Here is a 19,627-nt window from a genome sequence, read left to right as displayed (position 1 = left end):
TTCAAGCGCCCGGACCTCAGAGCAGTACGCACTCACGATCTTGAAGAACGCTTCAGGGTCGCGATCGACCATCTCTGACAGCTCGCAGTACAGCTTGTACGCCTCTCCCGGCATCTCGTACGGGCAGACGCCGGAGCGGCACCGCCACCACACCCCCGTAGCGCTGACAAGGCGACTGCCGCAGCGGGGGCACGGCTGGGCTACGCAGGCTTGCTCGTCCCGCACGGGTAGCAGATCCACCAGCCGTCCTGGTTCGGAGTCATCTCCTGACCGCACTTGTCGCACGCTACCCGCGTTTCGTACAGATCCCTGTTGCACTCCATTAGCCCTCCATCGGGGAGACGCGATTGTTCCACCGTCCGCCGGGTGGCGGCAGTGGGGTGCACGGCTGACGCAGGGTTTCAAGCCGTTGACAGCCGACTGACCCACAAGGGGTCTGGTAACCCGCCCCGGGAAACCAGGCTCGGTAGATGCGGGACCAACCGACAGTCGAGTATTCCCACGCTGGTCTACGTTGGCGAAGTGCCGTTCACCGACGGGGGTTCAGCGAAGATGGCACTGCCGTAGTGGATCGCCATCAACTTGAAGCTGTCGTCACCAGTGGCGTGTGCGTGCTTGAGACACCAGTCTCGGGCTTCACTGGCGTTGGGGGTGTCGAGGCTGAATGCCCCGCAGATAATGCACTTCCCCATGTGCCTCAAGCCCCACTCCGGATCGATCTGGAGCGTCCATTCCTGCAACCCCTTACGTTCACTCACGATGTGCCCTCCGGACGCTCCGGGGTCTCACTGACCGCACCCTGCATGGCGTCGATGCATTCGGCCAGACCGGCCAGCATCTCTTCCAGTTCTTCCTCGGTCAGCTCATCCACCCACGCGATACGGGACTTGGGGTCATCCCACATGACGTCGAGCTGGCGGTGCACCTCCCGATACCTGACGTGCCGGTTCCACGCTTTCAACAGCCGCTCACCCCACCGCGACCACACGGCGCCCACGTTCACGTGCGCACCGCCTTCCCGTGGGGGTGACGACGCATCTCGATGTTGGAATCGATCACTGTCGTCAGGTCACCGCTGACGCGTGCCGCCTCACGCTGCTTGGCCAGGGCGGCGCACACATCGCACCCGGCAACAGGCTTGGGCTCCGGCAACGGAAACGGGTCCGACAGGTGAACGGGACGGCACCTACGAGGCATCAGCACCCCACCTCCAGCCCGTGAATCCAACGCGGCCCCGCTTCGACGTCGTACGTCGCCAGCCACAGCGCACGGCGCCGCCCACGCTGCAACCGCCGCTCCTGGCGCTCCTGGGGCGTCAGGACGTATGGACGGAGGAACGCCACGTCCTCACCCCGCAGCAACCGCTGTTCGGCGGGGACGCAGGGGATGGCGAGCGTCGGGGTGTCGGGGAGTTCGGGGGTGAGCGGTGCGTCGGCGGACCGGTGCTGGCCCCGAGCAGGGAGTAACCGGCACAGCAGCGATTCGAAGATCGTGCGGATAGTGTGGAGCACTGTCGTCAACCTCCCAGGGTTGATGGCCACGCCCCCGGACGTTCGCCCCGTCGCGGGGGTCTTTACGTGGCGCGTGGTCGTCGGCGGTCGGCGCATGGCAGCGGCTACCGACCGCCCTTCTCCCGTCCCACGTAGTGCAGTTGAGCAGGTCGGGGAGGTGCCAGAATGCTCCGGCCGCATGCTCCCGTGCAACCTTTCACGCAGTGCTTTTTCAGCTAGTTGACGTGCATTGCAGTCGGCATCGAGTGATGCTTTCATTCAGGACACGGGAGTCTTTCACTTCGATCGGAGGGGGTAGGTGTGGCTGAACCGGACGGTCCGACCGGATCAACGGTGCCAAGGCGACAACTAGGGCGAATCCTGTGCGAGTTGCGCGAACGTGCGGGACTCAAGGTGAACGCCGCAGCCAAGTTGCTGGAGCGTTCACCAACAACCATGTGGCGCGTGGAACAGGGGAAGGTCTCTTCTCGCGCCGTCGAAGTAAAGGCAATGTGTGATCTCTACGGCGCATCACCTGCACTCACTGAGGCGCTCGTTGGACTTGCACATGAAACGAAAGCAAAAGGATGGTGGCATGCGTACGGGGACGCGATCCCCGAAGGCTTTGATCTCTACATCGGGCTGGAGGAGACAGCAACACACCTTGACTGGTACGAACCGGAGTTGATCCCCGGCCTACTCCAAACCGACGAGTACGCCCACACGGTCATTCAGGAAGACAACCCCAATGAAGAACCGGGCGAGATCGCTCGGCGGGTTCAGGTGCGCATCAAGCGTCAGACACTCCTGACCCGAGTGACACAGCCGCCCACGCTCAACGTGGCGCTCAACGAAGCCGTGTTGAGGCGTCCGGTCGGCGGGAACAACGTGATGGCGGGGCAGCTTCGCCACTTGGGGAAGGTGAGCTACCTACCCACGGTGACGATCAAGGTAGTCCCGTTCAGCGCCGGTCTGCACCGAGGTGTCATGTCGGGGCAGTTTCAGATTCTCCGATTTCCACTCACTGGCAATGGGAGAGAAACGGAACCCCCGACGGTCTACGCAGACGGCTACACGGGGGACCTCTACTTGGATAAGCCCCGAGAGGTTGAGCGCTACGACAACGCGTTCCGCGATATCTGGGCCAAGGCAATGCCCGAAGAGGCGTCACGGCGCCTGATTCTCGAAATGGCAGGAAACTATGAGCAGGGCTGACCTGAACCGCGTGACGTGGCGAAAGTCCAGCTACAGCAATGGGCAATCTAGCTGCGTCGAAGTCTCCGACGACTTCCCCGGAACCGTCCCCGTCCGTGACAGTAAGGACCCCCAGGGCCCGGCACTGATGTTCTCGGCGGACGGCTGGTCATCGTTCGTCACGGCCGTCAAGGGTGGAGAGTTCCACCACTGAGAGCCCAAGCCCAACGGCCACCCTCCGCAACGTCACGGAGGGTGGCCGTTCGCATGCCCGACAGCGCCAGAGTGGTTGACAACCTCAACCATGTCTCAGAATCTGGGGACTCTCTCTACTCCCCCCCCGCGGGTGGGGGGAATCCAGGCGGGTGGGGGCTGGCGCGGGTGGGACTCCGCAGGGCTGATTTCAGCGGCCGGAGCGGATGACTTTCTTGCCGTCCTGGCTGAGAGGGACCGGGATCGACTGCGGCGCGCTGCGCTTCGTGCGGCCGTCGAGATCCTTCTGCACCACGTTCACGTTGACGGCCACGCCCTGGCCCCCGCCGAACTTCCCGCTGGCGAAGGCGTCCACGCCGCCGGCGGTGATCTCGTAGCCGGAGGTGTCGATGATCGAGTGGGTGCGGCAGTCGCGGAAGACCTCCTCGATGGGGACGAACCAGAGCCAGTGGTAGTCCCCGTCGTGGTTGAGGTCGACCTTGTCGTTGAACCAGATCGCCACGGCTCCCGTCATGCTGACGGTGGCTGTCCAGTCGATGTCGTACTTCTGGGTGCCGATCACGAGGGACGCCTCGATGGCCGACTTGGCCGGGATCTTCAGGGGGAGGTCGACGCTCCAGTTCTGCGTCTCCTTGTGGGTGTACTCCTGCGTCGAGGAGAGGTTGGTTTCGATCGAGGTGGTCTCGGAAACCTTGGCCACGGCCGGGATCTCGGCCGACACCTCCATGGAGACACCGATCTTCAGCGACTCGGTCACGGAGATACGAAGGTCCTGCTCGGTCGTCTTGCTCTGCTTGTACGTGACGGTCTGCTCGACGGACGACCCGTTGCGGTAGTTGGTCGTCACGGAGCTGACCTGACCCGGTATGGGCGAGGGGGCGTTGGGGTCGTAGGTGATGCCGGTGTACTTCGTGCTCACCTGGTACTTGTGGTAGTCGCCCAGCTCGCCGCGCTTCCCGTAGTCCGTGGAGGCGGTGAAGCGGCAGCCGTTGGACCCGGGGAAGCGGTTCCGGGCCACCCACTTCCCCCACTCGTCCGTGATCTCCTGGAGCGAGCGGGCGGCCGCCTTGCGGGGCGGGGCGGCCTGAGGGGCGTTCGGCCGGCCGGGGGCCGCGACCGCGGCACCCGCGGTCGCAAGGGAGACGGGGACGGCCGCCGCGAGGCCGGCGACGGGGACGGCGGCGAGGAGGCGCCGTCTGGAGACATGGCTCATGAGGGTCCCAATCCGAGGGGGCGGAACGAGGGAATCGTCTTGGGAAGCCATGCAATCGGTGATCTTCCGCCGCACATAGGGACTTTGGTCCTGATTCATGGCGTTGCCGGGTAACCGGGGTATGCGCAGGTCGGGTCGTCTCCCCGCGGCTTCCGCGCCGGGCCAGGCACCGTGGCGCGCCATGGCAAAAAATCATGCATGCGTGCTTGATTGTTTCTCGGCGCGCTGCCACCCTCGGTTCTCGCATCACCGCAGCTGTCAACATGCCCTGTCCGTAAGGGACATGGGTGTCCGGCGTGGATGAGGAGAGCGCGCGATGGCCGATCCGCGGGAGGTTCGGGAGGTCCTGGCGGACCTACGGGCCGAGGGTGAGGAAGTCGACGGACTGGTGGCGGGGCTGCCGGAAGCGGAGTGGGGGCGGGCGACCCCGGCCGCCGGATGGAGCATCGCGCACCAGATCGCGCACCTGCTGTGGACGGACGAGCGGGCCGTGCAGTCCGCGGTCGATCCCGAGGGGTTCGGGCGGGAGGTGGCGGCGGCGCTCGCCTCGCCGGAGACGTTCGTGGACGAGGGGGCCGAGCGCGGGGCCCGGCTGGCCCCCGCCGAGCTGCTGGCGCGGTGGCGGGCGAGCCGGTCGGAGCTGCTGGAGGTGCTGGCGGCGCAGCCCCCGGGCGCGAAGTTGCCCTGGTACGGGCCGCCGATGAGCGTGGCGTCGGTGGCCACCGGGCGGCTGATGGAGACCTGGGCGCACGGGCAGGACGTGGCGGACGCGCTGGGGGTGCGGCGGGTGCCGACCGCGCGGCTGCGGCACGTCGCCCGGATCGGGGTGCGGGCCAGGGACTACGCGTACACGGTGCACGGGCTGACGCCGCCGGCCGAGGAGTTCCGGGTCGAGCTGGTCGGGCCCGGGGGCGAGGAGTGGGCGTTCGGGCCGGCGGGGGCCGCGCAGCGGGTGAGCGGGACGGCGTGGGACTTCTGCCTGTTGGTGACGCAGCGGGCGCATCCGGACGATGTCTCCCTGGTGGCGGTGGGGGCGGACGCCGAGCGGTGGTTGGGCATCGCGCAGTCCTTCGCGGGGCCGGCGGGGGCGGGGCGGGCGCCGGGTGAGGTGCGGCGATGACGGGGCCGGGGGGCGCAGCGCCGCTGCGGATCGGGAATGCCTCGGGGTTCTACGGCGACCGGTTCGAGGCCGTGCGGGAGATGCTGACCGGCGGGCCGTTGGACGTGCTGACCGGGGACTACCTCGCCGAGCTGACGATGCTGATCCTGGGGCGGGACCGGCTGAAGGACCCGCGGCTGGGGTACGCCAAGACCTTCCTGCGGCAGATGGAGGAGGGGCTGGGGCTCGCCGTCGAGCGCGGCGTGAAGATCGTGACGAATGCGGGCGGGCTCCATCCGGCGGGACTGGCCGATGCCGTAAGGGAGTTGGGCGCACGGGTCGGCGTCCCGGTGCGGGTCGCGCACGTCGAGGGTGACGACCTGGTGGGGCGCGGATGGGGCGAGGGCGTGCTCACCGCCAACGCCTATGTGGGGGGCGCGGGGATCGCGGAGTGCCTACGGGCGGGGGCGGACGTCGTGGTCACCGGGCGGGTGACGGACGCGGCGCTGGTCAGCGGGCCGGCCGCGGCGCACTTCGGCTGGGCGGCGGACGACCACGACCGGTTGGCGGGAGCGGTGGTCGCGGGGCATGTGCTGGAGTGCGGGACGCAGGCGACGGGCGGGAACTACGCGTTCTTCGGCGAGTTGGGCGACGTGCGGCGGCCCGGGTTCCCGCTGGCCGAGATCCACTCCGACGGCAGCGCCGTGATCACCAAGCACCCGGGGACCGGGGGCGCGGTCACGACGGGGACGGTGACCGCCCAGCTGCTCTACGAGACGGCGGGGGCGCGCTACCCGGGGCCGGACGTGACGGCGCGGCTGGACACCGTACGGCTGACGGAGGACGGACCGGACCGGGTGCGGATCGACGGGGTGCGGGGCGAGGCGCCACCGGCGACGTTGAAGGTCGGGCTGACCCGGATGGGCGGCTGGCGCAACGAGGTGGTGTTCGTGCTCACCGGACTGGACATCGAGGCCAAGGCGCGGCTGGTGCGGGGGCAGTTGGAGGAGGCGCTGGAGCGCGCCGGGCGCCGTCCGAGGGAGGTGAGCTGGTCGCTGGCGCGGACCGACCACCAGGATGCCGGGGTGCAGGAGGAGGCGAGCGCGCTGCTGCGGCTGGTGGTGCGCGATCCGGACCCGGAGGCCGTGGGGCGGGCCGTGAGCGGGGCGGCGATCGAGCTGGCGCTGGCCAGTTACCCGGGCTTCCATGTGACGGCGCCGCCGGGCAAGGGCGCCCCGTACGGGGTGTTCGAGGCGGCGTACGCGGCGGCCGAGGACGTGCGGCAGGTGGCGGTGCTGCCGGACGGGGAGCGGGTGCGGATCCCGCCCGCGCCGGGGGTGGCGGGCGAGCTGCCTGCCGTGTCCGCGGAGCTGCCGGAGCCGTTGCCGGCGGGGCCGACCCGGCGGGCGCCCCTGGGGCTCGTCGCCGGGGCCCGCAGCGGCGACAAGGGCGGGTCGGCGAACGTCGGGGTGTGGGCCCGGACGGACCGGGCGTGGCGGTGGCTCGCGCACGCGCTGACGGTGTCGAGATTCCGTCAACTCCTGCCGGAGGTCGAGAAGTTGGCGGTGCGGCGGGAGGTCCTGCCCCATCTGCGGGCGCTGAACTTCACGGTGGACGGACTGCTCGGCGAGGGCGTCGCCTCGCAGGCCCGGTTCGATCCGCAGGCCAAGGCGCTGGGGGAGTGGCTGCGCTCCCGTCATGTGGAGATACCGGAGGAGTTGCTTTGACCGTCCTGGGGAGCGCGCTGGATCCGACCGGTGCCGAGTACGCCGAGCGGCGGGCGGCGATGCTGGAGAAGCTGGGGGAGGTGGCCGGTGAGCACGCCAAGGCGCTCGCCGGCGGCGGGGAGAAGTACGTCGCCCGGCACCGCGAGCGGGGCAAGCTGCTGGCCCGGGAGCGGATCGAGCTGCTGTTGGACCCCGACACGCCGTTCCTGGAGCTGTCGCCGCTCGCCGGGTGGGGCAGCGACTACGCGGTGGGGGCGTCGCTGGTCACCGGGATCGGGGTGATCGAGGGCGTGGAGTGCCTGATCACCGCGAACGATCCGACCGTGCGGGGCGGGGCGAGCAATCCGTGGACGCTCAGGAAGGCGCTGCGGGCCAACGAGATCGCGTTCGCCGATCGGCTGCCGGTGGTCAGCCTGGTGGAGTCGGGCGGGGCCGACCTGCCGAGCCAGAAGGAGATCTTCATCCCCGGCGGGGCGCTCTTCAAGGACTTGACGCGGCTGTCCGCCGCGGGCATTCCGACGGTGGCGGTGGTCTTCGGGAACTCGACGGCCGGGGGCGCGTACGTCCCCGGGATGTCGGACCACGTGATCATGGTGAAGGAGCGGGCCAAGGTCTTCCTCGGCGGGCCGCCGCTGGTGAAGATGGCGACGGGTGAGGAGAGCGACGACGAGTCGCTGGGCGGGGCCGAGATGCACGCCAGGACGTCGGGGCTCGCGGACTACTTCGCGGTCGACGAACCGGATGCGCTGCGACAGGCGCGGCGGGTGGTGGCGCGTCTCAACTGGCGCAAGACGCACCCCGATCCGGGCCCGGCCGCGCCGCCGAAGTACGACGAGGAGGAGCTGCTCGGCATCGTCCCCGGCGACCTGCGGGCCCCCTTCGACCCGCGCGAGGTGATCGCCCGGATCGTCGACGGGTCGGACTTCGACGAGTTCAAGCCGCTGTACGGACCGAGCCTGGCGACGGGGTGGGCGGAGCTGCACGGCTATCCGGTCGGCATCCTCGCCAACGCGCAGGGCGTGCTGTTCAGCGCGGAGAGTCAGAAGGCCGCGCAGTTCATCCAGTTGGCCAACCAGCGGGACATCCCGTTGATCTTCCTGCACAACACCACCGGCTACATGGTCGGCAAGGAGTACGAACAGGGCGGCATCATCAAGCACGGCGCGATGATGATCAACGCGGTGTCGAACTCGCGGGTGCCGCACCTCTCGGTGCTGATGGGTGCGTCGTACGGGGCCGGGCACTACGGGATGTGCGGCCGGGCCTACGACCCGCGGTTCCTCTTTGCCTGGCCGAGCGCCAAGTCGGCGGTGATGGGGCCGCAGCAGCTCGCCGGGGTGCTCTCCATCGTGGCGCGGGCCTCCGCCGCCGCGAAGGGGCAGCCGTACGACGAGGCGGGCGACGCGGCGCTGCGCGCCATGGTGGAGCAGCAGATCGAGGCCGAGTCGCTGCCGATGTTCCTGTCCGGGCGGCTGTACGACGACGGCGTCATCGACCCGCGCGACACCCGCACCGTCCTCGGCCTGTGCCTGTCCGCCGTCCACACCGCGCCGGTCGAGGGCGCGCGGGGCGGCTTCGGCGTCTTCCGGATGTGAGGGGTGAGGTTCCTGTGACAACGATCGATTCCGGGGCCGCGACCACGGCCGAGGGCGGGGAGGACTTCGTGGAGATCCGTTCGGTGCTCGTCGCCAACCGCGGCGAGATCGCCCGCCGCATCTTCCGCACCTGCCGCGAACTGGGCATCGCCACCGTCGCGGTGTACTCCGACGCGGACGCCGGGGCCGCGCACGTACGGGAGGCGGACGTCGCGGTCCGGCTGCCCGGCGAGGCGCCCGCGGAGACCTATCTGCGCGGCGAGCTGATCGTGAAGGCGGCGCTGGCGGCCGGGGCGGACGCGGTCCACCCGGGGTACGGGTTCCTCTCCGAGAGCGACGCGTTCGCCGCCGCGGTGGCGGACGCGGGACTGGTGTGGATCGGGCCGCCGCCGGCCGCCATCGCGGCGATGGCCTCCAAGACCCGCGCCAAGGAGCTGATGGCGGCGGCCGGGGTGCCGCTGCTGGCGCCGGTCGATCCGGCCGCGGCCACCGCCGGGGACCTGCCGCTGCTGGTGAAGGCGGCGGCCGGCGGGGGCGGGCGCGGTATGCGCATCGTCCGCGAACTGTCTTTGTTGGAGGGTGAGTTGACGTCGGCGCGGGCCGAGGCGCTCGCCGCTTTCGGGGACGGCGAGGTGTTCGTCGAGCCGTACGTCGAGGGCGGGCGGCACGTCGAGGTGCAGGTCCTCGCCGACGCCCACGGCAACGTCTGGACGCTCGGCACCCGCGACTGCTCCCTCCAGCGGCGCCACCAGAAGGTCATCGAGGAGGCCCCGGCGCCCGGCCTGCCCGAGGTGCTGCGGGACACCCTGCACCGGGCCGCCGCGCAGGCCGCGCGGGCCATCGACTACCGGGGCGCGGGCACCGTCGAGTTCCTGGTGTCCCCTGCCGCCCCCGGCGAGGGGACCGCCGCCTTTGGCCGGGCGTACTTCCTGGAGATGAACACCCGCCTCCAGGTGGAGCACCCGGTCACCGAGGAGATCTACCGGATCGACCTGGTGGCCCTGCAGATCGCCGTCGCCGAGGGCCGGCCGCTGCCCGCCGCGCTGCCCGCGCCGCACGGCCACGCCGTCGAGGCCCGGCTCTACGCGGAGGACCCCGCGGCCGACTGGCAGCCGCAGACCGGCACCGTGCACCGGCTCGCCGTACCGGACGGCGTCCGGCTGGACTCCGGCGTGACCGACGGCGGTACCGTCACCGTCCACTACGACCCGATGCTGGCCAAGGTGATCGCCTGGGCGCCGACCCGCGCCGAGGCCGTGCGCAAGCTGGCCGGCGCCCTGGAACGGGCCCGCATCCACGGCCCGGTCACCAACCGCGAGCTGCTGGTCCGCTCGCTGCGGCACCCGGAGTTCGTCGCCGCCACCGGGCTGGACACCGGGTTCTACGACCGCAACCTCGGCGCCCTGACCGCGGCGGAAGCCACCGGGGACGGGCTGTGCGCGCTGGCCGCCGCGCTCGCCGACGCCCACGGCCGCTCCCGCTTCGGGGGCTTCCGCAACGTCCCCGCCGGCCCGCAGGTCAAGAGCTTCGCCCGTGCGGGCACCACGCACGAGGTGCGCTACCGGCTCGGGCGCGAGGGGCTGGACGCCGCGGACTTCCCCGGCGTCCGACTGGTCGCCCTGGCCGCGGACGAGGTGGTGCTCGACGTCGACGGGCTGCGGCGGACGTTCGCGGTCGCCCGCTACGGCGACCAGGTCCACGTCGACTCGCCCCTGGGGGCCCGCACCCTCACCGCGCTGCCCCGTTTTCCCGACCCCACCGCCCGTACGGAGCCCGGTTCGCTGCTCGCCCCGATGCCCGGCACGGTCGTCCGGATCGCGGACGGGCTGGCCGAGGGCGACCGCGTCGAGGCCGGCCAGCCGCTGCTGTGGCTGGAGGCCATGAAGATGGAGCACAAGATCACCGCACCGGCGGCCGGCACGCTGACCGCCCTGCCCGCCCGTACGGGCCGGCAGGTCGAGGTCGGCACCCTGCTCGCCGTCGTCGCCGACTGACGCCGGGGCGCACCCGGCGCACCCGCCCCACCCGTTACCCGCAGGCACTCACTCACCGCCCCAGGAGCCGTCATGAGCAACGCCCTGAGCAACCCCGTGATCGAGTCCGAGGAACACCGCGCCCTGCGCGCCGCCGTCGCCGCCCTCGCCAAGCGCTACGGCCGGGAGTACTTCGCCACCGTCGTCGCCGAGGGCCGGCACACCGACGAGCTGTGGCAGGAGGCCGCCAAGGCCGGCTACCTCGGCGTCAACCTGCCCGAGGAGTACGGTGGCGGAGGCGCCGGCATCACCGAACTCTCCCTCGTCCTGGAGGAGTTGGGGGCGGCCGGCTGCCCGCTGCTGATGCTGGTGGTCTCGCCGGCGATCTGCGGCACGGTCATCGCCCGCTTCGGCACCGAGGAGCAGAAGCGCACCTGGCTGCCCGGACTGGCCGACGGCAGCCGGAAGATGGCCTTCGGCATCACCGAGCCGGACGCCGGATCCAACTCGCACCGCATCACCACCACCGCCCGCAAGGAGGGCGGGGACTGGGTCCTCAACGGGCGCAAGATCTTCGTCTCCGGCGTGGACATCGCCGACGCGACGCTGATCGTCGGCCGCACCGAGGACGCCGGCACCGGGAAACTCAAGCCCTGCCTGTTCATCGTCCCGCGCGAGGCCCCCGGCTTCGGCCGCAGCCCGGTGGCGATGGAACTGGCCGCCCCGGAGAAGCAGTTCGAGCTGACCCTGGACGACGTGCGGCTGCCCGCCGACGCTCTGGTGGGCGACCAGGACGCGGGACTGCTCCAGCTGTTCGCCGGCCTCAACCCGGAGCGCATCATGACCGCCGCGTTCGCCCTCGGCATGGGCCGCTACGCGCTGGCCAGGGCCGTGGACTACGCCCGCACCCGACAGGTCTGGAAGGAGCCGATCGGCGCCCACCAGGCCCTCGCCCACCCGCTCGCCCAGTGCCACATCGAACTGGAGCTGGCCGCGCTGATGATGCGGAAGGCGGCGCTGCTCTACGACGCGGGCGACGACATGGCCGCCGGCGAGGCCGCCAACATGGCCAAGTACGCGGCGGCCGAGGCCGCGGTGCACACCGTCGACCAGGCCGTGCACACCCTGGGCGGCAACGGCCTCACCCGGGAATACGGGCTGGCGTCCCTGGTCACCGCCGCCCGGGTGGCGCGGATCGCCCCGGTCAGCCGGGAGATGATCCTCAACTTCGTCTCGCACCAGTCCCTGGGGCTGCCCAAGTCGTACTGAGGAAACGGGCGGTGCGCCGGGCCCGGCCCCCACCGGCCCGGCGCATCACGGCCCGGCACACGGGAAGGAAGGTCCACGGCGGCCCGCCGCCGCACCCACCGCCGCACCAGGGAAGGACCCCATGGCGTCCCCGACGTCCCACGACTCCCACGTCTTCCGCAGCGCATACCCCGACGTCGCCCCCGTGGAGCTGCCGATCCACGAGGCCGTCCTCGGGCGGGCGGCCGAGCACGGCGCGCGCCCCGCCCTCGTCGACGCCCTCACCGGCACCACGCTCGACTACGCCCGCCTCGACCACCTCAGCCGCCGGCTGGCCGCCGCACTCGCCGCTTCCGGGCTCCGCAAGGGCGACGTGCTGGCCCTGCACAGCCCCAACTCGGTGCTCTTCCCCGTGGTGTTCTACGCCGCGTCGCGCTGCGGGGCGGCGGTCACCACCGTCCACCCGCTCGCCACCGAGGCCGAGTTCGCCCGCCAGCTGACCGACTCCCACGCGTCCCGGATCGTCACCGTGGCGGCACTGCTGGACACCGCCCGGGCCGCCGCCCGACGGGCCGGCGGCATCACCGAGATCCTCCTCTGTGACCGCGCCGACGGCCACCGCACCGTCCTCGACCTGGCCGCCGAGGACCACCCCGACCCCGCCCCGGAGATCGACCCGGCCACCGACCTGGCCGCGCTCCCGTATTCCTCCGGCACCACCGGCGCCCCCAAGGGCGTGATGCTCACCCACCGCAACATCGCCACCAACCTCGCCCAACTGGCCCCGCTGATGGCCAACGGCCCCGGCGACCGCATCCTGGCCGTGCTCCCCTTCTTCCACATCTACGGGCTCACCGCCCTGATGAACGCCCCGCTGCGCAACGGCGCCACCGTCGTCGTCCTGCCCCGCTTCGACCTCCGCCCGTTCCTCACCGCCATCGAGCAGCACCGCATCACCGAGATCTACACCGCACCCCCGATCGTGCTGGCACTGGCCAAACACCCGATGGTCGAGGAGTTCGACCTGTCCTCCCTCCGCCGCGTGCTGTGCGCCGCCGCGCCGCTGGACGCCGGCCTGGCCGCCGCCTGCGCCCGACGGCTCGGCCTGCCCGCCGTCCTCCAGGCATACGGGATGACCGAACTCTCCCCGGCCACCCATGTGGTGCCGCCCGACACCGCCCGCCCCGCAACGACGGCGCCACGCGCCGCAGGCCCTCCCCCGGGAGCGGTCGGCACCCTGCTGCCCAGTACGGAACTGCGGATCGTCTCCCTGGAGACGGGGCGGGACCTCGGACCGGGGGAGACCGGCGAGATCGTCATCCGGGGCCCGCAGGTGATGCGCGGCTACCTGGGACGCCCCGCCGAGACCGACGCGATGATCGACCCCGACGGCTGGCTGCACACCGGCGACATCGGGCGGACCGACGCCGACGGCTGGCTCCATGTCGTCGACCGCGTCAAGGAGTTGATCAAATACAAGGGCTACCAGGTCGCCCCCGCCGACCTGGAGGCGCTGCTGCTCGCCCACGAGGCCGTCGCGGACGCGGCCGTCATCGGCGTCACCGACGACGACGGCAACGAGATCCCCAAGGCGTTCGTGGTCCGCCGACAGGGGGCCGCGCTCACCGCGGACGAGGTCATCGCCTACGTTGCAGAACGAGTTGCCCCGTACAAGAAGGTGCGCCGCGTGGAATTCCTGGACAGCGTCCCGCGTGCCACCACCGGAAAGATCCTCCGGCGCGAACTCCGCGCCAGGGAAAGGAGTTCGACGGTCCGATGACGTACGTGGAGCGCGCCCACGAGCGCGGAATCACCACCCTCACCCTCAACTCCCCCCACAACCGCAACGCCCTCTCCACCCGCCTGGTCGCCGAACTGCACCGGGCCCTCGCGGACGCCGCCGCCGACGACGCCGTCCGGGCCGTGCTGCTCGCCCACACCGGCAGCACGTTCTGTGCCGGCGCGGACCTCTCCGAGGCCACCACCGGCGACGCCAAGGACGGCCCCCTGGAGCTCACCCGACTGCTGCGCGCCCTCGTGGAACTGCCCAAGCCGGTGATCGCCCGGGTGACCGGCCACGTCCGCGCCGGCGGGCTCGGACTGCTCGGCGCCTGCGACCTCTCCGTCGCCGGCCCGCAGACCACCTTCGCGTTCACCGAGGCGCGGCTCGGCCTCGCCCCCGCCGTGATCTCGATGCCGCTGCTGCCCCGTATGGACGCCCGCGCCGCCGCCCGCTACTACCTCACCGGCGAGAAGTTCGGCCCCACCGAGGCGGCCCGGATCGGCCTGGTCACCCTCGCCGCCGACGACGTCGACGCGGGCCTCGCGCCCCTGCTGGACGGCGTGCGCAAGGGCTCCCCCCAGGGCCTGGCCGAGTCCAAGAAGCTCGTCACGGCACCCGTCCTGGCCGCCTTCGACCGGGACACCGACGCGCTCGCCGACCGGTCCGCCCGGCTCTTCGGCTCCGCCGAGGCCCGCGAGGGCATGACCGCCTTCCTGGAACGACGGGACCCGGCATGGGCGCGCTGACCCCGGCCCGCGGCGTCAAGGAGCCCCAGCAGGAGCGCAGCCGCGCCACCCGGCTCAAGCTGCTGGAGGCCGCCGTCGCCTGCCTCGCCGAACGCGGCTGGACCGGCAGCACGGTCGCCGTCGTCGCCGAACGGGCGGGCGTCTCCCGCGGCGCCGCCCAGCACCACTTCCGCACCCGCGAGGACCTGTTCACCGCCGCCGTCGAGCACGTCGCGGAGAAACGCCAGGGCGCGCTCAAGGCCCTGGCGCACGACCTCCCGCCGGCCGGCTCCATCGCCCGCACCTGGATGATCGTCGAGGAGGTGGTCGGCCTCTACACGGGCCCGCTGTTCCGGGCCGCGCTCCACCTGTGGGTGGCCGCCTCCGACGAGGAACAACTCCGCGACCGGGTCACCGCCCTGGAGGCCCGGGTGGGCCGCGAGGCGCACCGCACGACGGTGGCGCTGCTCGCCGCCGACGAGTCCGTCCCCGGCGTCCGGGAGACCGTCCAGGGCCTCCTGGACATGGCCCGCGGCCTCGGCCTCGCGAACCTCCTGACGGACGACTCGGCACGGCGGGACCGGGTCGTGGCCCAATGGGCCAAGAACATCGACGCGGTGTTGTCGGCTCCGCCCTCGTATCCGCCGTCGTAGGGGTTCGCCTTTCTTGCGCCGTGCCGCCTGACGGCGGGGTGTGCCGGGTCCGCTGCGCGGGGCGGTGCCGCTGCGCGGGGCTGGTCGGGTGCGGTGCGGTTCCGCTGCGCGGGGCTGGTCGGCCGCGGTGCCGGGTCTGTGGGGTGGGGGATGTGCGGACTGCTGCGCTTTACGTCCGCACATCCCCACCCCACAGACCCGTCCCCTCCCGTGGGTGGTCATGGAAAGGGTGGGTGGGGGTGCCGGCCGGTGGGCCGGTGCGGGTTCGTTGTCGAGTGGTGACCGTCACCAGACCACCGGCGTGAGGCTGGACGCACCTGTCTTTCCCACCCACTCACGGGAGGTGACGGGCCGGAGGGTGGTGTGCAGGACGTAAAGCGCAGCAGTCCTGCACACCACCCCCTCCGGCCCGTCACCGCACCCAACAGCCCCGCGCAGCGGACAACGCACCCCCGCCGTCAGGCGGACCCGCAGCGGACGCAACAACCCGCCGTCAGGCGGCACGGGCCGGCCGTCAGCCCGCGATGTCCTCGTAGCCCGCGATCGACTGCGGGCTCCGCGCCGCCGGGCCCACGTAGCGGGCGGACGGGCGGACCAGGCGTCCCGTCCGCTTCTGCTCCAGGATGTGGGCGCTCCAGCCCGCCGTGCGGGCGCAGGTGAACATGGACGTGAACATGTGCGCCGGGACCTCCGCGAAGTCCAGGACGATGGCCGCCCAGAACTCCACGTTGGTGGCCAGCACCCGGTCGGGGCGGCGGTTGTGCAGCTCCTCCAGGGCGGCCTTCTCCAGGGCCTCGGCGACCTCGAAGCGCGGGGCGCCCAGTTCCTTGGCGGTCCGCCGCAGCACCCGCGCCCGCGGGTCCTCGGCGCGGTAGACGCGGTGGCCGAAGCCCATCAGCCGCTCGCCGCGGTCCAGCGTCTCTCGGACGTAGGCGCCGGCGTCACCGGTCCGCTCGATCTCCTCGATCATGCCGAGGACACGGGAGGGCGCGCCGCCGTGCAGCGGGCCGGACATGGCGCCGACGGCGCCGGACAGCGCCGCCGCCACGTCCGCGCCCGTCGAGGCGATGACCCGGGCGGTGAAGGTCGAGGCGTTCATGCCGTGCTCGGCGGCCGAGGTCCAGTAGGCGTCGACGGCCTTGACGTGCTTGGGGTCGGGCTCCCCGCGCCAGCGCTTCATGAAGCGCTCCACGACGGTCTCCGCCTTGTCGATCTCCTTCTGCGGCACCATCGGCAGGCCCTGGCCGCGCGCCGACTGGGCGACGTAGGACAGCGCCATCACGGCGGCCCGGGCGAGGTTGTCGCGGGCGGTCTGCTCGTCGATGTCGAGCAGCGGTTTCAGGCCCCATACGGGCGCCAACATGGCGAGCGCGGACTGCACATCGACCCGGATGTCACCCGAGTGCACCGGGATCGGGAAGGGCTCGGCGGGCGGCAGCCCCGGCTTGAACGCCCCGTCGACCAGCAGCCCCCAGACGTTCTCGAAGGACACGTGCCCGACGAGGTCCTCGATGTCCACCCCGCGGTAGCGGAGCGCGCCGCCCTCCTTATCGGGTTCGGCGATCTCCGTCTCGAACGCGACGACTCCCTCAAGCCCGGGAACGAAGTCGGACATCAGGCGGCTCCTCAAGATGGGGACGGCAACCGGTGACCGGCTGCCGTGCGGTCGAGTCAGGTGCGGCGCCGGTGCGGCTACGCGGCTGCGCCGGGCAGCTCGCGGTCCGTACCGGTCACCCCGGTGATGCCCCGCCGGGGCAGGGGCCACGCGACGGTTCCGCCCGTTGGTGGTCGGTCCACGGGCGCGGGCCGCCACGCATGCTGCCCGCGGCGGCCTGAAGACGGACACGATAACTCCCGGTGTCCGAGGCCCACAGTGGGCCGGGCCATGATTTTGGCGGGTTCATCAGCAGCGGGGAAGCGTGACATCCGGCACACTGGGCGATTTGCCGACGGGAGGGTTACGCCCCGGCGACGAGGGGCAGACTTCCAGCCCACCGGGCTGTCTGGCGCGGGGCGGATGCTGCAAGATGAGGCCGTGCATCCCGCCGACATGCCCTCCGCCGACACCCCCGACCCCTCGTCCATGCGTGCGCACTACCGCGCCGAGGGAATCGCCGAGTCCGACCTCGCCGCGAGCCCCTACGACCAGTTCGGACGCTGGTTCAAGGACGCGGCGGTGGCCGGCCTGCACGAGCCGAACGCCATGGTCGTCTCGACGGCGGACGCCGCCGGCCGGCCCAGCTCAAGAACCGTGCTGCTCAAGGCATTCGACGAGCGCGGCTTCGTCTTCTTCACCAACTACACCAGCCGCAAGGGTCGCGAACTGGCCGAGAACCCGCACGTCTCCCTGCTGTTCCCCTGGCACCCGCTGGCCCGCCAGGTCATCGTGATCGGGACCGCCGAGCGCATCGGCCGGGACGAGACCGCCGCCTACTTCCGCACCCGCCCGCACGGCTCCCAACTGGGTGCCTGGGCCAGCGAGCAGTCCGCGCCGATCGCCTCCCGCGACGAACTGGAGCGTGCCTACGAGGAGTTGGCGGCCCGCTATCCGGAGGGCGAGCAGGTGCCGGCGCCCCCGCACTGGGGCGGCTACCGCGTCACCCCCGAGACGGTCGAGTTCTGGCAGGGCCGTCTGAACCGCCTCCACGACCGCCTGCGGTACGCCCGCGAGGGCGCCCCCGAGGCGGGCCAGTGGCGAGTGGAGCGCCTCGCGCCCTAGGCGAGCGCGTGTGCGGCCGGCGCCGGCCGCACACGCAGACGACCCGCGGGCTGTTTCCTCCGCGCTCGGTGGCGCGAAGGGCCGGTCGGACGAACCGGCAGCCCGCGGGTCGGGTGACTGCTTTGGGATTGGGCCGGCTGCGCATCTGCAGTATGCGCGGATCCGGCGCTGCACTTCGGTGGAGCGTCGGGCGCTAGCCCGCAGCCACCTCACGCGTCCGGTGCGAAATCATCTGCCGAACCACCTCCCTTCTCGTGTACCCCACACGTTAGGAACCCGCCCGGCGCCGCACAACCGGTTTTTTCCGGGGGCGGAACTTGCCGGGCGGCGATTTCCGCGAATGGGGTGTGTCCCACGTCACGTTCCAGTTGAATGACCCCACGTGGAGCACGTGCGGCCGCGTCGTAAGGGGTGCCAGTGACTGCCTCGTCAGCTTCTTCGGCCTCGTCGGCCTCGTCGTCGAGGCGGCCTGCCTCCGGCGGCCCGCCCGGCCCGGTGGACGGGCCCGGGCAGGCGGCCTCCGGGTCCCCGCGGACCGGCGTGGACACCGAGCCCGACCGCCCCCCGGACGCCGACGACTCCGGGCTGCTCGCCGCTCTCCTGGACGGCATGGACGCCGCCCTGATGGCCTTCGCCGCCGACGGCACGGTCACACACTGGAACCACGAGGCCGCACGCATCCTCGGCTGGACGCCGCAGGAGGCGGTCGGCCGCCCCGGTCTGACGGGCTGGGCGGTCCGCGCGGAGGACGCCGAGGGCGTGCAGTCCGCGCTGGCCGCCGCGATGCGCGCCCCGGGCCGTCAGGTGCACGACTTCGCCCTGCTGACCAAGGACGGCCACCGCGTCCTGGTCCGCACCCAGTCCTCCGCGGTGCACGCCGCCGACGGGCGGGCCGCCGGGGTCTACTGCGCCTTCAGCGAGTCGCACACCCAGCTCGACCTGGAACGGGCCGTGGCGCTGAGCGAGGCGCTCTTCGAGGACGCCACCTGGGGCGTGGTGCTGATCGACGCCGACCTGCGGCCCGCGGTCGTCAACGGACACGCCGCCCGCGCCTTCGGCAGGGGCCGTACCGCGCTGTTGGGCCGCCCGCTGGGCGATGTCCTGGCGCAGGGCGTCGAGGAGCTGGAGAACGCCTTCCAGCACGTCCTGGCCGAGGGCGCGCCGCCGGCCATCGCGGAGCTGTGGGTGACGCTGCGGGACGGCGAGTGCGAACTCCCGCGCCGGTGCTGGCGCAGCGGCTTCGTCCGACTGGCCTCGCCGCTGGCCGAGGAACCCGTCCCGCTCGGCGTGGCCTGGCTCTTCCAGGACGTCACCGAGCTCAAGCGCACCGAGCAGGACGGCTCCCTGCTGCGCTTCCGCGCCCACCAGCTGCACCGTGCGGGCCGGGCCGCCGCCGAGTGCCCGGACCCGGCCGAGGCCGCCGCGGTCCACCTCGACTTCGCGCTGGCGGGCTTCGCCGACCACGCTCTGGTCGACCTGGCCCGCACCCCGGCCCCGGCCCCGTACGGCGCGGTGGACGCGGACGCCGCATGGGACGCGGACCCGCCCGCCCCGGACGGCGGACCGGGCGCCCCGGCCCGGGCGCCCCGACTGGTGCGGGCGCTGGCCTCCCCGGCGGGCGCGCCCGGCCCCTCGGAGGCCGTCCCGGCGGCCGGCATCCCGGTGGCCTACGCGGTGGGCCACCCGGCGCTCCAGGCGTACGCGCGGCGCGGCTCGGTGCGGGCCACCGCCGGTCCGGACCCCGCCGAGGGCTGGGCGGCGGCCCGCAACTGGCCGGACGGCACGGTGCACGGGCTGTGCGTGGTGCTCCGCAGCCGGGGCCGCACCCTGGGGGTCGCCACGTTCCTGCGGATGCCCGCCCGGCGCCCCTTCGACCGTGCGGACGCCGACTACGCCGAGGAGGTCGCCGCCCGCGTCGCCGCCGCGCTGGACCTCGCGGGGGCGGCGGGGGTGTGAGCGGGCCGGGGAGCGCCGGCGGGCGGCCGTTCGGCCGTC

Annotated in this window: 17 protein-coding genes; 12 read left to right on the top strand and 5 right to left on the bottom strand. The window is 72.1% G+C overall.

The annotated features are described in order from the left end of the window. Window positions 1-509: 509 nt before the first annotated feature. The 3 genes from MOV08_RS17725 to MOV08_RS17710 form a co-directional block, all read right to left on the bottom strand. On the bottom strand, window positions 510-758 hold the full coding sequence (locus MOV08_RS17725) for a DUF7848 domain-containing protein (protein ID WP_275308047.1): 249 nt from the start codon (window positions 756-758) through the stop codon (window positions 510-512). After that, window positions 755-1,003 (bottom strand): hypothetical protein, encoded by a 249-nt coding sequence (locus tag MOV08_RS17720; protein ID WP_275308045.1) that lies wholly within the window; start codon window positions 1,001-1,003, stop codon window positions 755-757. The genes MOV08_RS17725 and MOV08_RS17720 overlap by 4 nt, the downstream gene beginning before the upstream one ends. A gap of 193 nt (window positions 1,004-1,196) precedes the next feature. Beyond that, window positions 1,197-1,511 (bottom strand): hypothetical protein, encoded by a 315-nt coding sequence (locus MOV08_RS17710; protein ID WP_275308043.1) that lies wholly within the window; start codon window positions 1,509-1,511, stop codon window positions 1,197-1,199. A gap of 333 nt (window positions 1,512-1,844) precedes the next feature. Between MOV08_RS17710 and MOV08_RS17705 the strand changes: the two genes are divergently transcribed. Both MOV08_RS17705 and MOV08_RS17700 read left to right on the top strand, forming a co-directional pair. Beyond that, the gene (locus MOV08_RS17705) at window positions 1,845-2,705 is read left to right on the top strand and encodes a helix-turn-helix domain-containing protein (RefSeq protein ID WP_275311816.1); all 861 of its coding nucleotides are present in this window, start codon (window positions 1,845-1,847) and stop codon (window positions 2,703-2,705) included. Further along, the gene (locus tag MOV08_RS17700; RefSeq protein ID WP_275308042.1) at window positions 2,692-2,898 is read left to right on the top strand and encodes a DUF397 domain-containing protein; all 207 of its coding nucleotides are present in this window, start codon (window positions 2,692-2,694) and stop codon (window positions 2,896-2,898) included. The genes MOV08_RS17705 and MOV08_RS17700 overlap by 14 nt, the downstream gene beginning before the upstream one ends. A 189-nt stretch (window positions 2,899-3,087) precedes the next feature. Here the strand turns inward: MOV08_RS17700 and MOV08_RS17695 are convergent, their stop codons facing one another. Further along, window positions 3,088-4,110, bottom strand: a complete 1,023-nt coding sequence (locus MOV08_RS17695) for an ETX/MTX2 family pore-forming toxin (RefSeq protein WP_039633689.1) — start codon at window positions 4,108-4,110, stop codon at window positions 3,088-3,090. Window positions 4,111-4,426: 316 nt separating this feature from the next. On the opposite strand from MOV08_RS17695, the gene MOV08_RS17690 reads away from it, so the two are divergent. The 8 genes from MOV08_RS17690 (at window position 4,427) to MOV08_RS17655 (ending at window position 14,913) form a co-directional block, all read left to right on the top strand. Beyond that, complete coding sequence (locus MOV08_RS17690; protein ID WP_039633687.1) at window positions 4,427-5,230, top strand: TIGR03084 family metal-binding protein; 804 nt, start codon at window positions 4,427-4,429, stop codon at window positions 5,228-5,230. Then, window positions 5,227-6,936, top strand: a complete 1,710-nt coding sequence (locus MOV08_RS17685) for an acyclic terpene utilization AtuA family protein (protein ID WP_275308041.1) — start codon at window positions 5,227-5,229, stop codon at window positions 6,934-6,936. The genes MOV08_RS17690 and MOV08_RS17685 overlap by 4 nt, the downstream gene beginning before the upstream one ends. Then, on the top strand, window positions 6,933-8,531 hold the full coding sequence (locus MOV08_RS17680; protein ID WP_275308040.1) for an acyl-CoA carboxylase subunit beta: 1,599 nt from the start codon (window positions 6,933-6,935) through the stop codon (window positions 8,529-8,531). Before MOV08_RS17685 ends, MOV08_RS17680 begins: the two co-directional genes overlap by 4 nt. A 14-nt stretch (window positions 8,532-8,545) precedes the next feature. Next, entirely contained in the window at window positions 8,546-10,525 is a 1,980-nt protein-coding gene (locus MOV08_RS17675) for an acetyl/propionyl/methylcrotonyl-CoA carboxylase subunit alpha (RefSeq protein ID WP_275308038.1), read from the top strand. 72 nt (window positions 10,526-10,597) lie between these two features. Then, window positions 10,598-11,773: an acyl-CoA dehydrogenase family protein gene (locus MOV08_RS17670; protein WP_275308036.1), complete on the top strand. Its 1,176-nt coding sequence runs from the start codon at window positions 10,598-10,600 to the stop codon at window positions 11,771-11,773. A 121-nt stretch (window positions 11,774-11,894) separates the two neighbouring features. Further along, window positions 11,895-13,532 (top strand): 4-coumarate--CoA ligase family protein, encoded by a 1,638-nt coding sequence (locus tag MOV08_RS17665; protein WP_275308034.1) that lies wholly within the window; start codon window positions 11,895-11,897, stop codon window positions 13,530-13,532. Beyond that, entirely contained in the window at window positions 13,529-14,281 is a 753-nt protein-coding gene (locus MOV08_RS17660) for an enoyl-CoA hydratase family protein (protein WP_275308033.1), read from the top strand. Before MOV08_RS17665 ends, MOV08_RS17660 begins: the two co-directional genes overlap by 4 nt. Further along, window positions 14,269-14,913: a TetR/AcrR family transcriptional regulator gene (locus tag MOV08_RS17655; protein WP_275308031.1), complete on the top strand. Its 645-nt coding sequence runs from the start codon at window positions 14,269-14,271 to the stop codon at window positions 14,911-14,913. Before MOV08_RS17660 ends, MOV08_RS17655 begins: the two co-directional genes overlap by 13 nt. A gap of 514 nt (window positions 14,914-15,427) precedes the next feature. Here MOV08_RS17655 and MOV08_RS17650 read toward each other — a convergent pair. Further along, a complete protein-coding gene (locus MOV08_RS17650; protein ID WP_275308030.1) occupies window positions 15,428-16,528 on the bottom strand; it encodes a citrate synthase 2 in 1,101 nt (366 codons plus the stop codon). Window positions 16,529-16,996: 468 nt separating this feature from the next. Between MOV08_RS17650 and pdxH the strand changes: the two genes are divergently transcribed. After that, window positions 16,997-17,632, top strand: coding sequence for a pyridoxamine 5'-phosphate oxidase (gene pdxH / locus MOV08_RS17645; protein ID WP_039641010.1), 636 nt, complete (start codon window positions 16,997-16,999; stop codon window positions 17,630-17,632). A 540-nt stretch (window positions 17,633-18,172) separates the two neighbouring features. Then, a complete protein-coding gene (locus MOV08_RS17640; RefSeq protein WP_275308029.1) occupies window positions 18,173-19,588 on the top strand; it encodes a PAS domain-containing protein in 1,416 nt (471 codons plus the stop codon). The last annotated feature ends 39 nt before the right edge of the window (window positions 19,589-19,627 follow it).

This window comes from Streptomyces yunnanensis (assembly GCF_029011865.1).
Classification (GTDB): Bacteria; Actinomycetota; Actinomycetes; order Streptomycetales; family Streptomycetaceae; genus Streptomyces; species Streptomyces yunnanensis.
This window is presented reverse-complemented; position numbering and strand designations above follow the sequence as displayed.

Bases quoted from the DNA above. Each gene is read 5' to 3' on its own strand.
- MOV08_RS17650 (WP_275308030.1), bottom strand. From the start codon at position 16,528: ATGTCCGACTTCGTTCCCGGGCTTGAGGGAGTCGTCGCGTTCGAGACG.
- MOV08_RS17695 (WP_039633689.1), bottom strand. From the start codon at position 4,110: ATGAGCCATGTCTCCAGACGGCGCCTCCTCGCCGCCGTCCCCGTCGCC.
- MOV08_RS17660 (WP_275308033.1), top strand. From the start codon at position 13,529: ATGACGTACGTGGAGCGCGCCCACGAGCGCGGAATCACCACCCTCACC.
- MOV08_RS17655 (WP_275308031.1), top strand. From the start codon at position 14,269: ATGGGCGCGCTGACCCCGGCCCGCGGCGTCAAGGAGCCCCAGCAGGAG.
- MOV08_RS17670 (WP_275308036.1), top strand. From the start codon at position 10,598: ATGAGCAACGCCCTGAGCAACCCCGTGATCGAGTCCGAGGAACACCGC.
- MOV08_RS17665 (WP_275308034.1), top strand. From the start codon at position 11,895: ATGGCGTCCCCGACGTCCCACGACTCCCACGTCTTCCGCAGCGCATAC.
- MOV08_RS17700 (WP_275308042.1), top strand. From the start codon at position 2,692: ATGAGCAGGGCTGACCTGAACCGCGTGACGTGGCGAAAGTCCAGCTAC.
- MOV08_RS17685 (WP_275308041.1), top strand. From the start codon at position 5,227: ATGACGGGGCCGGGGGGCGCAGCGCCGCTGCGGATCGGGAATGCCTCG.
- MOV08_RS17690 (WP_039633687.1), top strand. From the start codon at position 4,427: ATGGCCGATCCGCGGGAGGTTCGGGAGGTCCTGGCGGACCTACGGGCC.
- pdxH (WP_039641010.1), top strand. From the start codon at position 16,997: ATGCGTGCGCACTACCGCGCCGAGGGAATCGCCGAGTCCGACCTCGCC.